This window comes from Flagellimonas sp. (genome assembly GCF_965233845.1).
Lineage (GTDB): Bacteria > Bacteroidota > Bacteroidia > Flavobacteriales > Flavobacteriaceae > Flagellimonas.
This window is the reverse complement of sequence record NZ_OZ247584.1, coordinates 3,471,630-3,495,177: the sequence shown is the minus strand read 5'-3', so window position 1 is coordinate 3,495,177 and position 23,548 is coordinate 3,471,630. Positions and strand designations below refer to the sequence as shown.

The 23,548-nt window shown below is 42.8% G+C and carries 12 protein-coding genes; 3 read left to right on the top strand and 9 right to left on the bottom strand.

What is annotated here, in order from left to right:
* Positions 1 to 4: 4 nt before the first annotated feature.
* The gene (locus tag ACO6S0_RS15495; protein ID WP_422349226.1) at positions 5 to 646 is read right to left on the bottom strand and encodes a hypothetical protein; all 642 of its coding nucleotides are present in this window, start codon (positions 644 to 646) and stop codon (positions 5 to 7) included.
* A 208-nt stretch (positions 647 to 854) separates the two neighbouring features.
* Between ACO6S0_RS15495 and ACO6S0_RS15490 the strand changes: the two genes are divergently transcribed.
* Entirely contained in the window at positions 855 to 2,120 is a 1,266-nt protein-coding gene (locus ACO6S0_RS15490) for an aminotransferase class V-fold PLP-dependent enzyme (RefSeq protein ID WP_422349225.1), read from the top strand.
* Between the two features lie 8 nt (positions 2,121 to 2,128).
* On the opposite strand, the gene ACO6S0_RS15485 is transcribed toward ACO6S0_RS15490, so the two are convergent.
* Complete coding sequence (locus ACO6S0_RS15485) at positions 2,129 to 3,025, bottom strand: metallophosphoesterase (protein WP_422349224.1); 897 nt, start codon at positions 3,023 to 3,025, stop codon at positions 2,129 to 2,131.
* Between the two features lie 116 nt (positions 3,026 to 3,141).
* Between ACO6S0_RS15485 and ACO6S0_RS15480 the strand changes: the two genes are divergently transcribed.
* Complete coding sequence (locus ACO6S0_RS15480; RefSeq protein ID WP_422349223.1) at positions 3,142 to 5,523, top strand: GAF domain-containing protein; 2,382 nt, start codon at positions 3,142 to 3,144, stop codon at positions 5,521 to 5,523.
* 11 nt (positions 5,524 to 5,534) lie between these two features.
* On the opposite strand, the gene ACO6S0_RS15475 is transcribed toward ACO6S0_RS15480, so the two are convergent.
* The gene (locus tag ACO6S0_RS15475) at positions 5,535 to 6,725 is read right to left on the bottom strand and encodes a Pycsar system effector family protein (protein WP_422349222.1); all 1,191 of its coding nucleotides are present in this window, start codon (positions 6,723 to 6,725) and stop codon (positions 5,535 to 5,537) included.
* Between the two features lie 53 nt (positions 6,726 to 6,778).
* Between ACO6S0_RS15475 and ACO6S0_RS15470 the strand changes: the two genes are divergently transcribed.
* A complete protein-coding gene (locus ACO6S0_RS15470; RefSeq protein WP_422349221.1) occupies positions 6,779 to 10,483 on the top strand; it encodes a metallophosphoesterase in 3,705 nt (1,234 codons plus the stop codon).
* Here the strand turns inward: ACO6S0_RS15470 and ACO6S0_RS15465 are convergent.
* The 6 genes from ACO6S0_RS15465 to ACO6S0_RS15440 are packed head-to-tail and all read right to left on the bottom strand — an operon-like array spanning position 10,480 to position 23,482.
* Positions 10,480 to 11,340, bottom strand: a complete 861-nt coding sequence (locus ACO6S0_RS15465; RefSeq protein ID WP_422349220.1) for a hypothetical protein — start codon at positions 11,338 to 11,340, stop codon at positions 10,480 to 10,482. The genes ACO6S0_RS15470 and ACO6S0_RS15465 overlap by 4 nt on opposite strands.
* Entirely contained in the window at positions 11,333 to 12,235 is a 903-nt protein-coding gene (locus tag ACO6S0_RS15460) for a GyrI-like domain-containing protein (protein WP_422349219.1), read from the bottom strand. Before ACO6S0_RS15460 ends, ACO6S0_RS15465 begins: the two co-directional genes overlap by 8 nt.
* 29 nt (positions 12,236 to 12,264) lie before the next feature.
* On the bottom strand, positions 12,265 to 13,590 hold the full coding sequence (locus tag ACO6S0_RS15455) for a vanadium-dependent haloperoxidase (RefSeq protein WP_422349218.1): 1,326 nt from the start codon (positions 13,588 to 13,590) through the stop codon (positions 12,265 to 12,267).
* A 10-nt stretch (positions 13,591 to 13,600) separates the two neighbouring features.
* Positions 13,601 to 16,843, bottom strand: a complete 3,243-nt coding sequence (locus ACO6S0_RS15450; RefSeq protein WP_422349217.1) for a VCBS repeat-containing protein — start codon at positions 16,841 to 16,843, stop codon at positions 13,601 to 13,603.
* Positions 16,836 to 20,177, bottom strand: a complete 3,342-nt coding sequence (locus tag ACO6S0_RS15445) for an FG-GAP-like repeat-containing protein (RefSeq protein WP_422351836.1) — start codon at positions 20,175 to 20,177, stop codon at positions 16,836 to 16,838. Before ACO6S0_RS15445 ends, ACO6S0_RS15450 begins: the two co-directional genes overlap by 8 nt.
* A gap of 11 nt (positions 20,178 to 20,188) precedes the next feature.
* Positions 20,189 to 23,482, bottom strand: coding sequence for a VCBS repeat-containing protein (locus tag ACO6S0_RS15440; RefSeq protein WP_422349216.1), 3,294 nt, complete (start codon positions 23,480 to 23,482; stop codon positions 20,189 to 20,191).
* Positions 23,483 to 23,548: the final 66 nt, after the last annotated feature.

Here is a 23,548-nt window from a genome sequence, read left to right as displayed (position 1 = left end):
GAGGTTATTCCTCCTCTTTGATCACAATAAGACTGGCCGTAGATCCTGTAGATAAGTTCCAGCGATTGTTGTGAATGACCTCCCCTTTTTCGTCGGCAACGACCACTTGGGCAGTGTTGGGCCCGGAAGACCCCTGATTGAGGGCCACAAAATCCAACCTATTAAAGCCTTCAATTAAATCAATATTGACCCCCTTGAAGGAACCGGAAAGTAGCATATTGTATTCCACGATTTCACCGTTCAATAGAATTTTGATGCGATCGCCATCCACATATTCATGATCGCGGCATACAATGCCCACGAATTTGGCCTTGGTTTTTATATCACCTAAGTACTGGTCGCCAAAATGTTCCTTGGAACCCTTTTTCTCCTTTTCTCCAATGTTGGGGCTAAGTTTAAGGTCATGACCGGCCTGCACCAGTTCGCGATCTGGTAGCATTTTAACTCCGGGCTTATCGTTTTTGGATGTTAAACTCTCATCTAAAACAGAAGGAATCCTGAGAGAAGTACCTTGATTACTAGGTAAAATATCCAAGTTGTTTCGTTCACCAATTTTGAGTGGTTTGGTCGTAGGAATATCCCCTTGGGCACTGACCATGAGGAACCCAAAGACAAAAAAAGAACAGAAAAAAACCAATTTTTTCATAGCAACTTGGTCGATAACTTTTCTTAAAGTTAACAAATACCCTGCCAAATAGTTGGTAAATCGCTGTTAAATGTGGGGATATTTCGATGTATGTCAACTTCAACCTAAAATTCTGAAATGTGGTTGAGCCCTTGGGTTTATTTTAAAGGTTAAAAATCGTAAATTGATTCATTAGCAGGGTGTTATGCATTCTTTCAATCCTTAAGTGATGAAAAAAAGACAATTTTTAAAGCGTTTGGGTCAAGCGGCCATGGCAGTTCCTTTAGTGCCTATGACTGCCAATGGCCAAGAAATAACCTCTGAATTACCACCATATCCCAGTAGTAATAGTGAAGACTTTTGGAAACGCATTCGGCACGATTTTGACCTAAAACCGGACTATATCAATTTGGAAAATGGGTATTACTGCATCACCCCAAAACCCATCATGGAACAGCTGCACCAGTACACCCAAATGGTAAACTATGAGGGTTCGTACTATATGCGCACCGTGCAATGGGAAAATAAGGAAAAGGTTACGGCAAGATTGGCAAACTTTGTGGGCTGTGACCCAGAAACTTTGGTCATTACCAGAAATGCGACAGAATCCTTGGATTTGATCATTGGGGGATTTCCTTGGAAAGAAGGGGACGAGGCCATTTTTGCCGTTCAAGATTATGGATCTATGCGCGATCATTTTTATATGATCCGAGACCGATACGGAGTGGTATGCAAAGAGGTTTCCGTACCCAACCATCCCAAATCGGATGAGGAGCTTGTAGCCTTGTATGAATCGCAGATCACACCAAGAACCAAACTGCTCATGGTTTGTCATATGATCAATATTACTGGGCATGTCCTGCCCATAAAAAAGATTTGCGAAATGGCACATCATCATGGGGTGGAGGTGATGGTGGATGGGGCCCATGCAGTGGGACATATTGAGGTCAACATTTCGGAATTGGGCTGCGATTATTATGGCTCCAGCCTGCATAAGTGGTTGAACGCGCCCTTGGGGGTCGGATTATTGCACGTAGCACCAAAACAAATCTCCAAAATATGGCCGCTTTTGGCTGAACATAATACAGAACCCCAGGATATCCTTCGACTAAATCACACAGGAACCAACCCTGTACATATTTATCTAGCGATCAACGCGGCTTTGGATTATATGAATGTGATAGGGATTGAACGGAAAGAAAACCGACTTCGCTTCCTGCAAAAGTATTGGAGCGATGCATTAAGGGACGTTCCCAATGTTATTGTCAACACCCCTGCGGAGAACAAAAGGTGTTGTGGCATTGGCAATGTTGGAATTGCCCACATCTCTCCAAAGGAATTGGCAACCATCTTGCTGGAAGAGTTTGGGGTTTGGACTGTGGCCATTGATGAATCCAGTGTGCATGGTTGCCGAATAACTCCAAATATTTATACCACAACAAGGGAATTGGACACTTTTGTAAATGCGATGAAAACCTTGGCCAGACGAACCTAACACTTTGACTATTGGTCTATGTAGTCCACCAATTTCTCAGGCCCTTCCAATAAAACACGAACAATTTGCAGTGTGCCATCAGGTTTGGTGGCAATCTGCCATTTGATTAGGGAAATTTTCCCTTCCTCAATTTCAATCCCAGTGATACTCCGAGGATGCACGCAGCTCCCGTCATTGAAAAATGGAATTTGGCCAGGTTCTGGAAAACGGGGTCTATGGGTGTGGCCTGCTATGGTAATCCTGAGATTGTTTTCCAAAATCCAGCGTTTGATTCTTTTTTCGATACGAATCAGCTCTTTGTAGTTTTTGGCCGGACTGGTAGGGTCATGAATGCCCACTACTTGTAGCGGTTTCCATAAGATTCGAACCAAAAAACGTCCAAACCGCCAGCAAACATAGTTCCACCAATCCGCTTGATGACCATGGGTGCAAAAGAGCTCTTGCTGGGTCTGCCGGTGTTTTAGCACCAGAGCTTCATGATAGGTGATTCCTTCAAAGAGCTCCTTGTCCTTGTTCTCGATAGGCTCAAAATAACTGGAAAGGTGCTTGTCCACATAGCCTTTTTGGCGGTAGACCATATCGTGGTTGCCCCAAACCATATGCAGTCGGTTTTCCATGTGAAACTGGCGCAGGAGCTGGTACACGTTTTTATGTGCCTCAAAAATGGCTTCAAAATGCAAGTTTTCCCAGAGTTCGTCACCATCCCCCAATTCGCAATACTGAAATCCCTGCAGATAATAGTGGTTCAGCGCATGGAAGTAGATGTTCCTGTTGTTGGCAAAATCGTCGGCAAAACTGTTGTCCCCCCTATGGCAATCACTAAAAAAGATGAACTTGGAAGTATCATCAAAGGGGATGGTTTTGGCATTTTTGTACGCCCTGTTTAGCCTAGTTCTTGAGGACATGGGTCAAATTTCCCTAAATATCCAAAAAAAGGGAACAATAACATAAAGAATCCCTTAACAGAGGGGCATTTTTACTTTTTGTAACTTTACCTTCCAAAACTCGACTAACTAGGCGTATGAAGCAGAAATACAATGAAGAAAGCCCAATGCACCATCTGGTAAGCTTTAACAAGCTTTTGGGGCATTATGACGAGCAGCTAAAAAGCAAGGATAAGCACTTGGTGGAAAGGGCTAAATATATCCTTGATGCACAGGCTCCTTTTCCTGAACTTCGTGATGGATTCACCGACCTCTCCTTGTTGGATAAGCACAAGGATATTATTGGCATCATACTTCAAGATACATTTTCATCGGTACTCACCCAAAATGAGATAAAAACGGCTTCCACTCCTTTTGAAAATAATATTTTTAATTCGTCCGAAAGATTCAAAAAGATATTGAAGGAGGCAGGTAAGGGATTTGAACTTGAAATCCGAAATCTGCCCATGGATGTAAGCTACATCATGAAATGTACGGTGGTACTGAGCTTTCATTATGGATATAAAATGGACTTTAGACGTCCACTTTTCTATGATATCCCAGATGCCAACGGCGTAATGCGACACTATAGAATCCTGTACAATGCAGATTTTATGGAAATCATTCCCACGGAAAAGGCCAAGGATTTGACGCAGGAAGATGTGGATGAACTATTGGCCAATTTTGACAATCTGGAGCTTTGGAAGGATAAAATTCCACCAGGGAGTTTCATTTCCAAAGGCTTTGTGATTTCCAATATGTTCGACGTTACCGCGGAACATTCCATCTCTGGAATTAAATCCACATTGATCGGAAATAACAAGAGGGGGAATGAGGACTTTATGGAAAGTTTTCAGGACACTTTTAGGTCATTGTTCAACCTGAAGCACATCAATGTTGGCTTTACGGGATATGATTCAAAGGCCAACCGATTCCTCAAAATTTATGGGAAGGGAATAGAAAGCTATATCCTTAAGGGCAAGGACATGGAGTTTTGTGACAATTTGCTTTGTGATCACTCCAAGAATACGCTAATAGGTAAGGAAACAGGATATTACGCCATATCCAACGTAGAGAAGTACTTTAACTTGTCCGAGGGAGGACAACCCTATAAAAACCTGCACGCACAAGGCATTAAAAGTGCCATCTTGGCACCTATCATTGACGATGGTGTTCTCCTGGGGGTGCTGGAATTGGTATCCGGTACGGTCAACGAGTTAAACAGTGTCAATGCCAACAAGTTGGAAGATGTAATGCCCTTTATCGTTTCTGCAGTAGTTCGCTCCATAGAAGAGGAGGAAAATCTTGTGGATGCCATTATCCAGCACGAGTGTACCACAGTTCATTCATCTGTGTATTGGAAATTCCAAGAGGAGGCCAAACGTTTTATGGCGGATGAATTGGTTGGTAATCAAGCGGTGTTTAAAGAAATCGTCTTTAAGGATGTATACCCCCTATATGGTCAGGTAGATATTAAAGAGTCGTCCAAAGAACGAAACTTCTCCATCCAAAAAGACTTGATGATTCAGTTGTCGGAGATCAATGAAGTATTGGAAGTGGCCTTTAAGATTCACAAACTTCCTATTTATGAGGAGTTGATGTTCCGGGTAAATACCTATTTGGAAGAAGTGAAAGAAGCACTGTATACCCATACGGAACAGGCCATTTTTGACTTTGTCAAGGAGGAGGTCAATCCGGTTTTCAAGCATTTGAAGGATACGGATACGGATGTGGCACCCTACATTCAAAAGTATGAGGACAGTATTGACGAAGAAACGGAATCCTACTACGATCACCGCCGTAATTACGATCAAAGCGTGATGGAGGCCAATATGCAATTGGCTGCTTTACTGGATAAAAAGCAGGTAGAGGCCCAAGAAATGTTCCCTCACTATTTTGAACGCTACAAAACGGATGGGGTAGAACATAATATGTACATAGGAAGCTCCATCGCCAATGATAGAAAATTTAATGAACTCTATCTGAGTAACCTTCGTTTATGGCAACTACAGGTAATGTGCGATATGGAGGACAAGTACTACGCCTTAAAACCCACTTTGCCAGTGAAACTGGACGTGGCATCACTGATCTTGGTGTACAGTACCTCATTGGCCATTCGCTTTAGAATGGACGAAAAACGCTTTGATGTGGACGGGACGTACAATGCCCGCTATGAAATAATCAAAAAACGCATTGATAAATCCTATATCAAGGGAACCAATGAACGATTGACCCAGAAGGGCAAATTGGCCATTGTTTACAGTCAGCGCAAGGACGAAAAGGAATATATGCGGTACATTAAGTTCCTTAAGGCCAAAGGCTATTTTACCAACAACATTGAAATTGTGGAGTTGGAGGGCTTACAAGGAGTTACTGGGCTAAAAGCTATTCGGGCAGAAATTCTATACTCTGGGGATAAGGATAAGAAATCTGAAAGGACCTACACTTATGAGGATCTTATGGAAGAATTGAAATCCTAGACTTTAGGGGATTACAACCTTTCTGTTCCGCCCAAGAAATTAAAGGACAGGGCAAATGCAATAACAGAGACAACAATACCCACTATAAAGATGGTATAGGTCAGTCTTAATATCTTGTACTTTCTATTTAAGACCAATCCAAGGAAATAGAGGTCCTTGGTCAATGAAGAATAAATATAATCCTTGTCTTTGACCAGTTCTTGAATGGCCCATTCGTAATCCCCAAGGCTCATTTTATGAAAATTGCCAAAAAACAAGAGGTTCACTTTTTTGTCCTCAACATCCTTTTTGGTGAACTGTCCACTGGTCACGTTGGGGCGTGTGGCCAAAACAGCCAATATCATGGAGACCACACTGAAGGTAATAAATATGGCTGTTGGGAATATGAGATACGCATTGGAAGGATTGTCCAATTTTGGAATAAGGTTGGATAACGCTACCGAGATGATAATCGCATTGACTGATAGCAGGATATTGGCCTTGGTATCTGCAATATCACTTAAAGTAAGGTGATTTTTAAGGGTAACACGGAACAACGTCTGGATGCCACGATCGGGGCTTTCACTTTTGTATTTGGCTTTAAGAGCCTCCTTTTTTGCGATTTCTTTCTCTGTTTTTTTCTCCTTAACCAGTTGTTTTAGGTTTTTTTCCTTCCCCTCTTCCCAATTTTCCTTGGCATAATCCGTGTAAAACTGATGTTCATTGCGGAACATTTTGATGTTGATATCCCGCCATTCCTTGCCTGAATAATTGGCAATACCAAGCTCCTTGAGTTCCTCTTTTAAAAAATCTGTTGTTTCCCAATAACTCTTCTTGGCAAAATGGGAGGCATCTGCATCCCGGATGATTTCTTCAGAGAGATTTGAAGGTTCATGGAACCTTTTTGTGGCCAAAATAGCGGCACATACTTGTTCTATATCTTCAGGCTTGTAATTTTCCTTTTTTAAGAATTCCGAGGCGATGGTACAACTGGCCTCCTCATGGTCTTTGGAACCGCGTGTATAGCCTGTATCGTGAAACCAAGCAGTCAATAATAGCTTTTCCTCTTCTGCCGTACCAAGATTGTAGAAATTGAGTAATTCTTTAGTACTTTTAACTACACGCTGCGTATGTCGCAAGTTGTGGTACAGAAATTTTGGGTCCAGTTGATTCTCCAGAATTTCGGTGACAAAGGATTCAGCTTTTTCTACTATTTCCGACATAACAATTATTTGAACAACCCAAAATACAAAATTTTGGCATCAACCTCAGTGATATGAAACAACAATACTTTTTTGTCCTCTTGCTGATTTTGGCATCGAGTTGTGCTACCTACGAAGCAAAATATGCTTCTCCATTTGTTCAAGATAAGAAAGGTGCAACCAAGGAAGTTGAACATAGCTTTTATTTGATTGGTGATGCTGGAAAATCGCCACGTGGTGACCTTAACCCTGCCTTAAAATCTATAAAAAAACAGTTGGAGCAAGCGGATAAAAACAGTACCGTCCTTTTTCTGGGAGACAATATTTATCCTGCGGGATTTCCGGACAAGGATGATGACCCCAAAGGCCATGATATGGCCAAAAACCATTTGGATGCACAAATAAAGGCGGTTGAGGGGTTCAAAGGCAGAACAGTCTTTATTCCAGGGAATCATGACTGGTACAGTAAGGGCTTAAAAGGTTTGGAACGCGAGGAAAAGTACATTCAGAAAGCACTGGACAGCAAGAAGGTTTTTCTCCCTGACAATGGCTGTCCTATAGAAAAAATTGAGATAAGCGATGATATCCTGGTAATTGCCATTGATTCAGAGTGGTTTCTTGTGGACTGGGACAAACACCCAACGATAAATGATGATTGTGAAATCAAGAGTCGCACCCGTTTTTTTGAAGAACTGGAAAGTCTGATCAAAAAAAATGTGGATAAAACCACCATAATCGCCCTGCACCATCCCATGTTCACTTATGGATCGCATGGCGGGCATTTTTCCTTCAAGCAGCATATATCCCCGAGTGGGGACATCCCTCTTCCCATTTTGGGAACCGCAATCAATTTGCTTCGAAAAACTTCTGGAGCAACTGTTGAAGATCAGTCCAATAAATTATACAATCGGCTAAAAAATAGAATAGTTACGCTCTCGCAGTTCTCCGATAAGGTCATTTTTGTATCTGGACATGAACATACGCTCCAATATATTGTGGAAGAAGGAATCCCTCAGATTGTAAGTGGTTCCGGAGCAAAAACAGGGGCAACCAAATTGGCTAACGGAAGCAAGTTTTCAACGGGTAAAATGGGATATGCCGTCTTAAAAGTGTTTACAGATGGATCTTCCCATGTGGATTTTCATAGTGCCGAACCAACGGAAGGAGTGCTGTATCAAACTGAGGTGCTTCCCCCCAACCGCACAGGGGATAAACCCAATTATTCTAATAATTTTCCAGCAGCTAAAAAAGCCACCGTGTACACCGATGAGGAGGTGGACAAAAGCGGATTTCATAAATGGCTATGGGGAGAGCGTTACCGGAAGCACTACGCAACCCCGGTTGAGGCACCAACCGTTTTGCTGGATACCCTCTATGGTGGATTGACGGTAGTGCGAAAAGGCGGCGGGAACCAATCCAATTCCCTACGACTCAAACATAAGGACGGCAGGCAGTTTGTGATGCGAGACCTTAGAAAAAGCGCTGAACGGTATTTACAGGCCATTGCCTTCCAGGAGACCTATATCATTGGCAAGTTCGAGGATTCCTATCCCGAAAGATTGTTGCTGGATCTATATACTGGAGCGCATCCCTATGCGCCCTTTACATTGGGCCCTCTTTCCGATGCGGTGGGATTATACCATACCAATCCCAAATTGTTTTATGTGCCCAAACAGAATGCTTTGGGTGACTTCAATAGAGAGTTTGGCAACGAGTTGGTCATGATCGAGGAACACGTTTCCGAAGGGCATGATATAGAAAGTTTTGGCAAAACGGAGAGTATAGAAAGCACCTATGATTTTATCCAGAAACTACGAAAGGATGAAAAATATAGCTTGGACGCAGAAACCTATGTTAGGGCCAGGTTGTTTGATATGCTTATTGGGGATTGGGACAGACATGTGGATCAATGGCGCTGGGCCGAGTTTGATGGGGAAGATGGCAAAAAAATATATAGACCCATACCTAGGGATAGAGATCAGGCCTATTCCATTTGGGGGGATGGATTTGTAATGGGATTTGGTTCCAAAACGGTTCCTGGCTTACGTATTTTTGAAGGTTTTGGGGAAGAAATCCGTAGTGTAAAAGGGTTCACTTCCTCTCCAAGGACATTTGCACTGGATATGGCCCTTCTTTCCGAAACCACCATGGAACAATGGGTAGAACAGGCCAAATACATCCAACAGCGTGTGACAGAAGCCGTAATCGATGAATCTTTGTCCCATTTTCCACAGGAAGTACAGGATGAAACGGTGAACTTAATCAAGAAAAAACTGCTATCCAGAAAGGCCAGTTTGGAAGATACGGCGCGAGAGTACTTTGGAGTGATCAATAAGTACAGTGTGGTTACGGGAACGGACAAGGATGATTATTTCCAAATTACGTCGGATAATGATGGGAACTTGGAGGTAAGGGCCTATCGCATAAAGAATGGGGAGCGAAAGGATTTGTTTTTTCAAAAAACATATAGCCCAAAGTATACCAAAGAAGTTTGGATATACGCGTTGGATGATGACGATGTTTTTGATGTCAATACGGCCACTTCGGAGATTAAACTTAGACTTGTAGGGGGACAAAACAACGATGTCTACAAAGTAGCCGAAGGTTCCAAAAAGGTTCACACCTACGACTTCAAGACCAAAAAGAACACCTACGACGAAACTTTTGGGGGCAATATTCATAGGATCAATGATTATGATACAAATACTTATGATTTCTTAAAGATTAAGGCCAGCAACAATCAGTTTTTGCCCACCATTGGGTTTAACCCCGATGATGGTTTTAGAATCGGATTCACGAATACCTACACCCACAATGGTTTTAGGCAAAACCCATTTACTAAGCAACACGTTTTAAATGGAGCTTTTTATTTTGCTACCAATGGCTTTGATTTTGGTTATAAAGGCGAGTTTGCCAATGTGCTGGAAGGGGTAAACTTAGAATTGGATGCCCGATTCACCAGCCCTAATTTTTCCATTAACTTTTTTGGTTTTGGGAACGAAACGGAAAATCTGGATGACGACCACCCATTGGGACTGGACTTTAATCGGGTGAAGCTAAGTACCATCAAACTGGCACCCTCCTTGGTGTGGCGTGGTAGATTGGGGTCAAAGGTGAGTTTGGGAGTTTCTTATGAAGATTATGAGGTGGAAGAGACCGAAGACAGGTTCATCAACAGTTTTTATGTGGCAAATGGAGAGGAAAACGAGCAAAGCTTTTTTGGGGTGGATGCTGGGTATAGCTACTCCAATACGGATAACGAAGCGTTCCCAACCCTGGGGATGAGTATTTCGCTCCAAGGCGGATTCAGAACCAACCTTACAGAATCTGGAAGGTCGTTTACGTACTTGATTCCCAGTTTGTCCATGGATCATAAATTGTGTTCCAACGGTAGATTGGTCTTGGCCACAAAAGTTAAGGGACATATCAATTTTGGAGAGGAATTTGAGTTTTATCAAGGAGCCAGCATTGGAGCCAATGATGGTCTACGCGGTTTTAGGTTCCAGCGATTTACGGGTAAATCTGCCTTTTACCAGAATACGGATTTAAGATTGAGCTTTAGAAAACGAAAGGCTGGGGTACTTCCGGTTACCCCAGGTATATTTGGTGGTTTTGACTACGGTCGGGTGTGGTTTCCTGGTGAAGATTCAGATAAATGGCACAATTCCTATGGAGGTGGATTTTTTGTGAATGGTGCCGGGATATTGTCAGCTAATTTGGGTGTTTTTGGAAGCTCGGATGGAATGCGCTTTGCCTTCGGGCTTGGATTCGGATTCTAGTCCAGGGAATAGGAGTATAGGTTTCTTCCCTTGGTCTTGGACTGCTCATCCGCAATTAGGATGGTGTTGTTGTCCTTGAAGCAAATCGATTCTTGTTGGGTTCTATGCAATACATCTATGGTCTGCAACTTTCCTTGGGTAAAATCGTCTGAATCAAATTCTGTGAACAGCCAGATAAAACCGGAACCCAATAGGGCCACTTTTTTACCATCAGGTGATATGTCCGCTCCCGTAATAGAGCAGAATAGGGGGTCTGTACAGGATATAAATTCTCCAACCAATGCTGCTGCATGCTCGCCTTTTTTCGCTGGCACTTTATAGATATAGGCCTTTCCCAAATAGGGTCTTGAGCGATCTTTGGTAATGAGATACAGGAAGTTGTTATGGTAAAAAAAGGCCTCACAATCGAAATGCAACTTGGATTTTTTGGGCGGAAATTTCTTTTGTTCCGGATAATGGAATTTGATTTTTTCCACTTTGATTTTCCCCTTTGTGGCATCATCCGGATTGGGGACTTTTAAAATCCGAAGATTTTCTCTCTCGTTGTTGTTGTTTCCAAAATCCCCGATATAGATGTTCCCTTCAGGGTCTCTGGCCAAATCTTCCCAATCATGGTTTTTGGCATTATCAATTTTGAACTGTTTGATCAAATTGGCCTCCAAGTTTACCGCGTATATCTGGTTTTTGTTACCATTGTCCTCAATGGCCCAAATTGTAGTCCCGTCATTTGTGGCTATACCAGAGATTTCATTCAGTTTTGATGGAAGTTTCCCCAGACAGGTAAGATCGCCATACCAAGGCTTTTGTGCGCAGGAGTGCAGGAAGGCAAGAAGTAATATAAACGGAACCTTATTCATTACTTTCTTTAATGGGCATGTAGATCTCTGCTTTCCATTCCAGCTCGTCACCCCCCATATTGGGATTGTTAAAGAATACTTCCACGGGATTGGGGTCAACCTCAATGTTGTTCTTCTTGGCATAGTCCAGCAATGCATACCAAGCTCTGTCGGAGGTAATATAATTTCCGTTATAGACGGCTTTTAGGGCTCTTTTTTTGAAAATACGCTTGTACTGTATTTCGGTATCCATGGGAAGTTTTTCAGAGCGAATGATTGGATGTCCAAAATTGTATTTAAGGCTATCCGTTTCCATGTCCCAGTCGGTTACCTGAATCATGGGCGGGCCGTTGAGCTGTGCTTGGTTTTCCAAGATAACTTGACTTACAAATGACAGATTTTGCATCATTCCACGTGCCTTTTGAATTTGTGTTCCCTCCACCGGCACATAGGCAAAATATTTTTCAGGAATCTCGTCTTCCCCAACAATAGTGACCTTAAACTTATTGATATGGTCCTCAATGTTCTCCATAAGGTCGAGAACCGTTTTTCTAGACCGTTTTTCAAAATCGGTATCCGCAAAAGGGACTTGCAATTTATTGGCCAAGCTATGTTGCTCGTCCCTGACATTAACAATAACCTTGGAGAGCGAATCGTTTATGGGAACTATTTCCCAAGCATAGGTATGAATGGAGTCATTAAATCGCAATTTTTGACGCAGCTCGTAAAGACTTCCGTCCTGCGTTGCAGGGGTTACGGCATCCAAGGTTTTGTCCCAAAATTTTATGGTTTGGTTAATAGCTCCAGGAAAAGTTTTTACTTCAAAGCGAATGGTATAGTCCGAAGGTTTAAGAAAGAGATACCAAACCAAGGCCATTACAATGACAGCTAAAAAGAACCAAAGAAACTTCTTCATATCCACATGCTCTTGTACGGGAACAAGAGTTAGTTCATATTAAGATTGTCAACTACAAACTTGCCCAGGTCCCTTCCTTGTTTTACACCAACATCCACGGCAGTACGGTAGTGGATCCCTCCATACATCCTACTTATTGCGGCTTCACTGGCTGCTTCACGGAACGAATTGAACGAACGAACAGGTAATCCATAAGGAACTTCGGTATCGTCATCAAATGCAAAGTTGTCCCCAAAAATGTCGGTTAAGACTACTGAAGCGGCTCCTGAGACCACGCTATGCCCACTGGTATATTCCGGAAACGGTGGGGTTTGCAGAACGGGTTCCCAACTGTCATCAATGTGTTCATTGATCAGTGTTTCGGGGCGGATGAGATTGCTTCGGTATTTTTCGTCCCAACAGCTAATGAACGCATCCGCAATGGCAATGGATGTCTGCGTGTAGGCGTGGACGGTTTTTGCAAAGTCAGAATTAGTCTTACGGGCGGCTATTTTGGTAATCCCGATCCAATGCGCACCAGGGGTAATTTTCTTTGTGGCGAACATTAAATGCCCTCGTGTTACGGACACGTATGGATTGCAATCCCAAAATTGGGCAATGGCCACTTCCTCAGAATCATCACCTTTGGCCGTAATCTCCTGGCTGATGTCATATACCTCCTTTACCTCCTTGTAAAAATCGGAACCTTCCTCCATGGAAAAAGGGGGAGGGGGTGTGGGCTTAAATTGTCCTGCAGAATCAATTACAAACGGACGGATTTTGTTCCAATGGGGCTCAATACCACTCATGTATGCAGGCGGGGTAGGTTGCCAACGCGAAGGATCATCCGAATTAACGGTGAACTTAGGCATGGTCCTCGTCTGTTTATAGTTGTCTTTATCCATCCATGCGTGAATGTGATCGGCTACCTGTAAGCCGTAGGTTTTGGATGCGTTGAAAACGCGCTCATTTTTATCGGTCCAAAGGGCATACAAGCTGTCTTGATAGGTCTCTATTCTTTCCTCCGAGAAAATCAGCCTTTTGCTCATGTCCATATGGGCTATCAATGCCGAAAGTTCATAGTTGATGTTAGAGGCATCCTGCGGTTTTGGGATGTCTGTAAAATCACGGACCTGACCTGATAGAGACTTGTAGTCCTCATACTTTTGGGCCAAAATTTCATAGGCTGCAACGTTGGGATAGGCAAAAATTCTACTGGCCACCGGAGGGGAGAAAATATCATGGATCATGACTTCGGTTACCTTATCCACTGAATTGTGATAGTCCTCTGGTGATATGGTAATGGCCTCCTCCTTTTTGTCACAAGAGAAAATTACCAAGGTGAGGGATAGTAGTGTTCCAAATCTTCCTTTCATGGTATCAAAGTTAATTATTAAGTCTGTATACTTGCGCTCTATCATCATTGAAGACCGCCAACAGATATTTTGTATTGTTTAAGCTTAGTGTTTCTAGATGTCGAATGGATTTTTTACTAAAATCCAATCCCAGTTCATTCCCCAAAATTACTTCCTCCTCGTTACTTATCAAAGCCCCTGGAAATGAATCCAATCGGCCGTGATAGGGTTTTACCCCAAAATAATTTCCACCGGCCAACACTTCATTGGTGCCATCGCTATCAAAATCATCCACTGCAAAGTCCATTATGGGGGCCAGCTGAAGCTCCACATCAAAAGGAACGAATATAAATGTTCCGTTTTCATTTTTAAGATAGCCAGAGGTTAAAGTATGTACTTCCAAGACTTGGGCTTTATCCAAAACCTCTTTGGGGAATAACCCATCCATTGTGGTGCCCGCAAAGGATTTATAGCTGGTAAATCGTTTTTTCAGAGATACTATTTGGGAAGCCAATCCGTCCAAGGTCTCTAAGGGGTAATATATGCCATTTTTTTCCAAGGCCGTGACGGTTTCGGTTTGTCCGTTCGCATCAAAATCGTGGACAAAAAGCTTCATGGGATATTCTTTGGACGCTTTAAATTTGGTGTTGGCACCCCAATTGCCCAACATATAGTCCATATCGCCGTCAGCATCAATATCAAAAGCGGCGATGCTTTGCCAAAGTCCATTCAGGTCAAGATTTGCAACTTCCTTGAACGTGCCATTTTCGTTCTTCAAGAATTTTGGAGACATCCATTCCCCAATGACGATAAGGTCTACGGCACCATCTTTGTCAAAATCGTCCCAAAGAGCGTCGGTTACCATTCCCTTGTAAGCCTCTCCATCAAAACCAGGATAAAAATCAAGGACACCGTCCTTGTTTTCCAAAATATAGGAGCGGGGCTCTGTCCCAAATTTGGAGGTAATGGTGTGTCCCCCAACAAAAACATCCAAATCCCCATCTTGGTCAAAGTCATGGGACGCCACCACAGAGGAATTCTGAAAAATCTCTGGAAGTTGTTGACGGGCAAAAGCGGTATCGGTCTGGATATAGAAGGCATCCAACAAGGTGTTTGATTTACCAAAAAAGTCTCCACCTCCCGAAGTCAAGAACAAATCATTTTTTTGATCGTTGTTGAAATCGGCAATGTGAGCAGAAATGTTCTCAATCAAGGAATCTGCTTCTATGTTTATGAAGCTTTTTTTGCTAAAAGCGGTGTCCTTTTGAACAAAAATCTGGGCAGGGGTAAATTTAGAACCACCAAAGAATATATCTTGATTGCCATCATTGTCAAGATCACCCAAGGCTACCGCAGGCCCCCGATCAGAAACTTGGTAGGGAATCAATTTTTCACGATTGAAATCGGTGTAGTTATCTTCAACGTGTGTAAAATCCAAGCCCAAATTGCCCGGCACTTTTGTAAAAAGTGGTTTTGTTTCGGTCTTAATCTTACCGTATTCAAAAGGGCTATTATCTTTTTGGCTGATGGTCAATGTTTGGTTGATGCTCGGTTTCTCAATGATCTGGAATGTCCTATCCGGCCAAATTATTTTTAAGGAATCCACTTGTTGCGCCTTGCCGTACCCGAAGTGGATAATGGGCTCGGATGAAGCCTGAAACCCTCGGGAAGGGAACAGTTCCTTGTACTGCAGTTTTCCATTGTGATAGGAGTACACCTTGGTTCCGAATCCCTTGGTGTTTTTTTCTTTGTAGTCCAGCTTTATCTTCAAAAAATTAGCGCCACCATTCTGTTTGTTGATGTAGACGGAAACCGGGCCATTGATGTTGTTGGAAATAAGATCTAAATCGCCGTCTCCATCCAAGTCTCCCATTGCGGTAGCCCCGGACATGAGGGTATCTTTGGTTATCCAATCCCCAGCCATATTCTCAAAAGTAATGTCTGGGCTACCTTTAAAAATGTAATTATTTACGTTTCCAGAAGGCATAAGTTCCAGGGCTTCCTGATCCACGAGCTTGGTATTGTCCATTTTTTGTTGGATCTGTTCACTGGAAACAAACTTGATAAAATCCAGGTCGTTGGGCCTCTTTGGAATTCCATTGGAAACAAAGAGATCTTGAAATCCGTCCATATCGTAATCTCCAAAGAGTGCACTCCAACTCCAGTCTGTTGCCGCTACTCCACTAAGGAGGGCAGTCTCGGCATAGTTGCCATCGGGCTGGTTCACATAGAGCATGTTTCGTGTAAACTGATAATGGTATCCATACCGTTCTATGCGTAATTTCTGAGTTTGGATGTTGTCATCACCCTCAGAGGATTTAAGCGCCACTTCATCTTCGGGCAGCATATCCAAAGAAATCAGGTCTGGTCGTCCATCACCGTTTATATCGGCCACATCATTACCCATGGAAAATCGGCTTGTATGGCCAAAAAATTGCTTTAGACTTTCGGTAAAGGTGCCGTCCCCATTGTTTAAATAGTAGTAATCGTCCTCATGAAAATCGTTGCCCACGTAGATATCGGGGTAGCCATCCAGATTAAAATCGGAAATGGCCAAACCCAGACCATATCCATTGACGCCACCAAAAATCCCCGCTTCCTCACTCACATCCACAAATAGACCGTCGTCATTTCTTAGTAGTTTGTCCCCGGTTTGATAATTGCGATCATATCTAAGCTCATGTTTCCCATACGAGTTTTGGGTATGCACCGCATGATTGAGTAGATATAGATCTAAGTCCCCGTCCAGGTCGTAATCCAAGAAAGCGGCATTGGAGCTATAGGTATCAAAGTCAAGCCCATATTTTTCGGCACTTTCGGTAAAGGTATTGTCCCCATTGTTGATATAAAGCTCGTTGTATCCATCAAAACCATTGATGCCCACCACCGCGCATACGTAGATATCCAAAAGGCCATCCCCATTCACGTCTCCCATTACGGTACCCGTGTTCCAGCTGCTGTTTCCTTCAATCCCCGCACTTTCGGAGATATCCTCAAACTCCAGGTTTCCCTTGTTCAAATAAAGTTTATTCTTGACTTGGTTTCCAGAAAAGAAAACGTCAGGCAGGTCATCGTTGTTGATATCCCCAATAGAAACCCCGCCCCCGTTATAGAAGTACAGGTAATCCAGAATACTCAGGTTTTCCGACTCCTTTATGGTATTGGAAAAGGTGATTCCCAAATCTTTGGGGTCAGGATTTTTGAAAAGGCTTCCTTCATTTCCACAGCCTGCCAACAACAAAGCCCCAAAAAAGGGTAATAGAAATCTATTCATTTATAGCGAATATCTTGGGTTTCTCGTTATTGATCGCGGCCACCAAGTATCTTCTGCCTTGGGCATCTTTTAGTTGTTTGAGGTATTTGACCTCTTCTTTGATTTTAAAGCCACTTTCGTCGTAGTTAAGCCATTCATACCCTAATTTTCCGTCGCCAAGTAACAGGTTTCCATAACTGGCATCCAACCTTGAAAATTGGGGTTTAAACTCAAAATTGTTACCTGCCATGACCAAATCCAAATGTCCATCGTTGTTTACATCCGTACAGGTAATGTCGCAAATGCACGATAGTTGGGCCCTTGGCGGCAATTGTTGGATGGTGAACTTGCCATCTCCGTCATTAATGGCAATTACTGAGGCTGAAGTAGTAACCTGTTTTACAATGGATTTGTCCAGAATTTCCTTCGGAAACAACTCAGAGATGGTTCTGGAGGCATAGTCCGAAGCCTTTAGGTTTTCCTTTTTCAAGGAAACCAATTGCTCGGTCAACTCCCTTTTTTGATGAATGGGGTAATCTCCACCATTGTAATTTTGGGTAACGATTTGCTCTATAGTTCCATTGTTGTCAAAATCGTTGATCCAGATTTTCATCGGTTGGTCTTCGGATAGGGGTTTGTAATGAACATTAAGACCTTGATTGCCCAAAATGAGGTCCAAATCCCCGTCCTTGTCCAAATCTGCGGCTTCTACTGTGTTCCACCAACCATAAAGACTATCCAAGGAAGAGCTCATCTGGGTAAGCCTCCTACCCGTGTTTTTATAGACTTTAGGTGTATCCCATTCCGTGGTAACCACCAGGTCCTTTTTATTGTCTCCATTTATATCGACCCATTTGGCATCGGTGATCATGCCAGCGTTGTTCAAATCGTAAGCAAAGCGTTCCGTGCTGTCTTCAAATACTCCATCGCCCTTATTTTCAAGGAATAGGTGGTCTGGAGAGATTCCGTAGACCCCAACCACACTTCGGGAACCAATAAATACATCATTGTCCCCGTCTCCGTCAAAGTCATAAGGAGCAATGGTGGCAATGTTCTTAAAAGTAGAGGGAAGTTCGCGTTCAGATTTTGAAAAATTCCCAGCACCATCGTTGATATAAAGCCTGGGTTTGTAGTTTCTCTCAACACCTACCCGGTTACCTCCTGAGCCTACCATTAGATCCAAGTCGCCATCACCATCGGCATCAAAGAAAGCAGCGGCTACATCTTCATATATTTTATCTTTTTCAAAGACAGGGGAATTTTTTGGAACCGCCTTGCCCAGACCTTGGTGTAGGTAGACAACCCCAGCTTGGTTATGGGCACCGCCAATAAAGAAATCCTCATTGCCATCACCATTTACATCGCCAACAGCAAGGGACGGGCCTTCTTGGGACAGCTTCTTATAGATTAATCCCTCGTAATCAAAATCATTGTAATGATCTTCTTGGTGGGCCATCAAGTTGCTGGTCTCCAATTCGCTGATAAAGGTAGGTTTGGCGTCTATTTTTGGAATGACATATCGCATATTTGCCTCGGCATGATCCAAGGAAACCACTTGATTGGGTGCAACGTTTTCCAAGAGTTGGGTTTGCTCATCTGGCCATATAATTCTGATGGAATCCAGCTTCTCCGATTTCCCAAGGCCCAAGGTCATGGTATAATCCATGGAAGATTGAAAACCTCTGGATGGAATCAGTTCTTGGTTGATGATGTTTCCATCAAAATAGAATTTGGCCAAGGTTCCAACCCCAAAGGGATTGCTGGCAGGCCCCTTGAACTTTAGTTGAATATAGTTGTGGTCCAGTTGTGAACCTGCGTTGTTACGATAGATAAATGCCTCTGTGTTCACATTGTTGATGACCATATCCAAATCCCCGTCATTGTCCAAATCCCCGTAAGCCGCCCCGTTGGATCGTGTTGGCAATTCAAAACCCCATTCCTTGTTGGCATTTTTAAAGGTGATATCCCCATTGTTTTTATAGGCATAGTTGGGTTGGGGCTTGATCGGCATTTTGTTGATGATGGAATCAATGGATTCCTTTCGTCCGGTCAAGGCCATTTTTTGGATAATCTCATTGGCAAAGAAGTCCACAAAATCCAAATCCGTGAGGTCATGGTTTATCCCATTGGTAACAAAAATATCCTTGAGCCCGTCATTGTCCATGTCAAACATAAGCCCTGCCCAGCTCCAATCCGTGGCATCAACCCCACTATAGTAGGCTACCTCAGAAAAGGTGCCATCCCCGTTGTTAAGTTGTAGGGTGTTTTGGATGTACTGCTGAAAGAAGTCCTTGCTCTGTTTTAACTCAAAAATGTTGTAGCCCTCAAATTCCATTACAGATTTCACCCTTTCTTCAGGCTCTGGGAGCATATCCGTAATAAAGATGTCATTGTGCCCATCGTTATTGATATCGGCAATGTCAATCCCCATGGCAGATAAGCTCAAATGGGAAGTCCAGTCTTTTATTTCTTCAGTAAAGGTTCCATCTTTTTGGTTGATATAGAGATAATCCCGCTCATAAAAATCGTTGGAGACGTATATGTCGGGATAGAGGTCGTTATTGAAATCTGTGACCAGTACACCCAGACCAAATCCTATCAGGCTACCATAAATTCCCGCATCTTCGCTTACATCCACATATTTTCCATTGTCGTTCCGAAGGAGCATGTCTCCTACACCTCTGAAAATATGAGGTACACCTTCCCAATCTTGTGCTCGTGTCTCTCTTTGTTCCGCATAGCCAAGGCTACTAACGGGGATATTGCTGTTATTGAGAATATAGGCATCAAGATCTCCGTCCTTATCATAATCAAAGAAAGAAGCATGGGTGGTAAACCCAGTTTTGGCCAAATTGTATTCATGCGCTTTTTCCGTGAAGGTCAAATCTCCATTATTGATATACAGGTCATTATCGTGGTTGTTGCCCTCAAGATTTCCGGCATTGCTCACATAGATATCCAACAAACCATCCTGATTGATATCCACCATGACCACTCCCGTTGACCACGGTTTATTACCCATAATACCAGCAGTCTCGGAAATATCCTCGAATTTTAGATTGCCCTTGTTCAGGTATAAGCGATTGGGAACCATATTGCCCGTTAGGTAAACATCCGGTAATCCGTCATTGTTGATATCACCTATGGCAACACCACCACCGTTATAAAAATTCCGGTATTTGAATATATTGAAGTTCTTTTGGTTCTCAACCTTGTTTACAAAATTCAGTCCTGTCTCGGCCGAAGAAAGTAACGTAAATAAAGGTTCTGCTTCCTTAGAGGCTGTTTCTTCCTTGGAGGTACATGAAATTGTCAATATAGCTATACAAGCCACTTTAAACACATGCGCTTTCATCTTCATCATAATTATTTTTTAGCCAAAAATATGGGTGTGTCATTATTTCTTCCAATGATAAAAATCGAGTCCTTGCCCATGGTGATTTTTTTCATCGTTCTAGCAGCTCCTGAAACATTAAAGCCACTTTGTTTTACGTATTCTAGACTTCCATCTTGACCTTGCTGCAAAATTAGTCCATGAAAGGCATCCAATCTTCCCAATTGGGTACTTATTTCATAGTTGTTGCCCAAGATGATCAACTCTTTACGTCCATTTCCGGTCACATCTTCCAGGCCAATATCGTAAATGGCGGAGGATTGTGCCAAACTTGGAAATTCCTTTTTGACAAATTGCCCATTACCGTCATTTACAAAATAGCAGCTGGCCAATTCATACACTTGTTTGTTTCCAGCTTCTTCAAGCCTGTCTTTCCCGAACAAATCCTGGATGGAAGCATTGGCAAAGGATTCGTACAGTAAAAATTCCTTGTTCAAAAATGGCATTTGCTTTACCAATTCATCTTTGGATGCAAAAGGGGTTTCGGTGTCCTGGTGATAATAGGTCACAATGGGTTCGATGCTGCCATTCTTGTCAAAATCATTGGTGTACAAGGTAATGGGTTTGTCCCTGCTGGCCTTAAGCTTGCTGTTAAGTCCCCAGTTGCCGCAGACCAAATCCAAATCCCCATCATTGTCTAGATCCTCCGCCTTGACCACATTCCACCAGCCGTGGGTATTTTCCAAGCCGTTATTTTTTTGCAATGTGAATGTACTTCCATTGTTTAAGAAAATGGAAACGGGCATCCAGTGACCCACTGTCACAAGATCTAAATATCCATTGGCATCCACATCAATTGCAAATACATCCTTGATGTTTCCTAAATGCTCCAGTTCAGGAATGATTTCGGGAGTAACTTCCTTGAAATTTCCTTTTTTGTCACGTTTTAGAAAAAACTGTTTGGGAGTTTTTCCGTATGCAGACGGCACTTGGTCAGAAACGATAACAATTTCTTCCAGACCGTCCCCATCAAAATCTTCCGCGAGCACTTTGGATGCATTGGTCTCTATCAAAGGTAAAAGCACGTGATCTAAATGAAACCGTCCCTCAGCGTTAAGGTACAGTCTAGGCTGAAGCGGCACTCCGCTTTTGTATTCGTTGCCTCCACTGACCACAAGAAGGTCGGGATAGGCATCATCATTGGCATTTAGAAAGGTGTGGGAGGTATCTTCGTTATTGGCGTGCGCTGTAAAAAGTTCTGGTTGGTGCGACTTGAAACTTCCACTTTCATCTTGAATGTATAGGGCAGAGGCCTGTTTTTTGGCTCCGCTAATGAAAAAATCCTCCAGTCCGTCTAGGTTAACATCGGCAACGGCTATTTCAGGACCTTCATTAGAGTTTGCGAAAGGTACAAGGGGTTCCTTGTCAAAATCCAACGAAGTGGTTTCCCTATGGACAAAATCAATCAGGGAATCCATGGGTTGGAATAAAGATTGGCCAACTTGTGATATGGTGTCATAATAATTGGCAACCGAATCGTTTTTGGTCACTGTGATCTGGTTGGGAACGGACAGATTGTAGAGGGTTTTATAAGCTCCTCCTGGCCAAACAACATGAAGGGAGTCTATCACTGAATCTTTACCCAAACCTAGATGCACACGGGGTGGGACTGATGACAAATATCCTTTGGAGATGAAATTTTCCTGGGTAACAATCTGGGATTTGGAAAATGCTATGATCTTGGTTCCCAAACCGAACTTGTTTTTTGGTCCTGCATCCAATTCCAACGTCAAATGGTTACCTGGCGGACTGGTGTTTTCAAGAATAAACGCTTCCTCATCCACATTATTCACCACTAAATCCAAATCCCCATCATTATCCAAATCCGCATAAATGCTTCCATTGCTGAAGGAGGGCTCTTCTCCAATCCAATTTTTGGTCATGTTCCCAAACTGGGCTTCCCCACGATTTTGAAAAATATAGTTGGGGATTTTCTTCACAGGGATTTCTTCAATCAAAGGCATGTCGGACTGTAACATTCCTTGTTCAATGCGCCTTTGGATACTTTCGTTGGACATGAAATTGATGAAGTCCATATCATTGGTTGCCCCTTTTATGCCATTGGACACAAAAACATCTTTGAGTCCGTCATTGTCAAAATCGGCCAAAAGAGCTCCCCAAGACCATTCTGTAGCCGACAGGCCACTTAAGTTTCCAATCTCTGCAAAATTTGAGTTTCCCAAATTAAGATGCAGGGTGTTCTGCATGTATTGGGGTGCGTAACCATTTTTAAGATACTGTTGGTAAATAGGATAGCTGTATTCCAATCCAGAAGTCTTGTAGGTTTTCAAGTTTTCCGGGAGCATGTCCAATGACAAAATATCGGCGAGCCCATCATTGTTGATATCCGCTATGTCATTCCCCATGGAAAAATGGGTGGTATGGCCCAATTTTTTATCATTGGAAGAAATTAACTCTTTGAAGGTGCCATTTTGCTGGTTGATATAGAGGTAGTCGTTCTCGAAAAAATCGTTTCCAACATAGATGTCAGGATAACCATCGTTGTTCACATCGCTGATGGACAGGCCCAATCCATAACCGCTTTTACCTTGAAAGATTCCCGCTTGGGCACTGACATCAACAAAACGCTCCCCTGTATTTTCATACAACCTGTCTCCGGAAAGGGAATCCACAAGCTTGCGTTGCGATCCACGCCCATAGGCTCTGTTGGGATACACTGAATGATTTAGTAGGTACATATCCAGGTCTCCATCCAAATCGTAGTCAAAAAAAGCGGAGTGGGTTGAAAAGCCTGAAAAATCTAGATTGTATTTTTGTGCCTCTTCCTTGAAAAGAGGTACTCCGTTTGCATCATTTCCTTGGTTGACATAGAGTAGATTGTGCCCTTCCAAAATATGATAGTTGCCCACTTTGCACACATATATATCCAAAAGACCGTCACCATTAATATCCACACTGGTAACGCCAGTGGTCCAACCTGCGGCGTTATCGATTCCTGAGATGTGATTGGTCTTTTCAAAGTGCAGCCCTCCTTTGTTGAGGTATAGTTGATCTTCGGATTGATTTGCGGTAAAGTAGAGGTCAACCAACCCATCACCATTAAAATCCGCTGCGGCTATTCCTGCGCCATTGTAGTAGTAGAGATAATTTAGGATATTAAGGTTGGGAGATTCCTTTAAGCTGTTCTTAAAGGCAACACCCGTACGTTCGGAACCCCTTTTTAGAAACAGGGTTTCCGACTTGTTTTCCGCGCAACTAAGAATCAATAAAAAAGAACCAACAAAAAGGCCGTAAATCCCCTTCATCCATCAATTATAATAGGTCAGGTAAGATAACTAATCCAATGACAATTAAAGAAGTAACAATAGTTA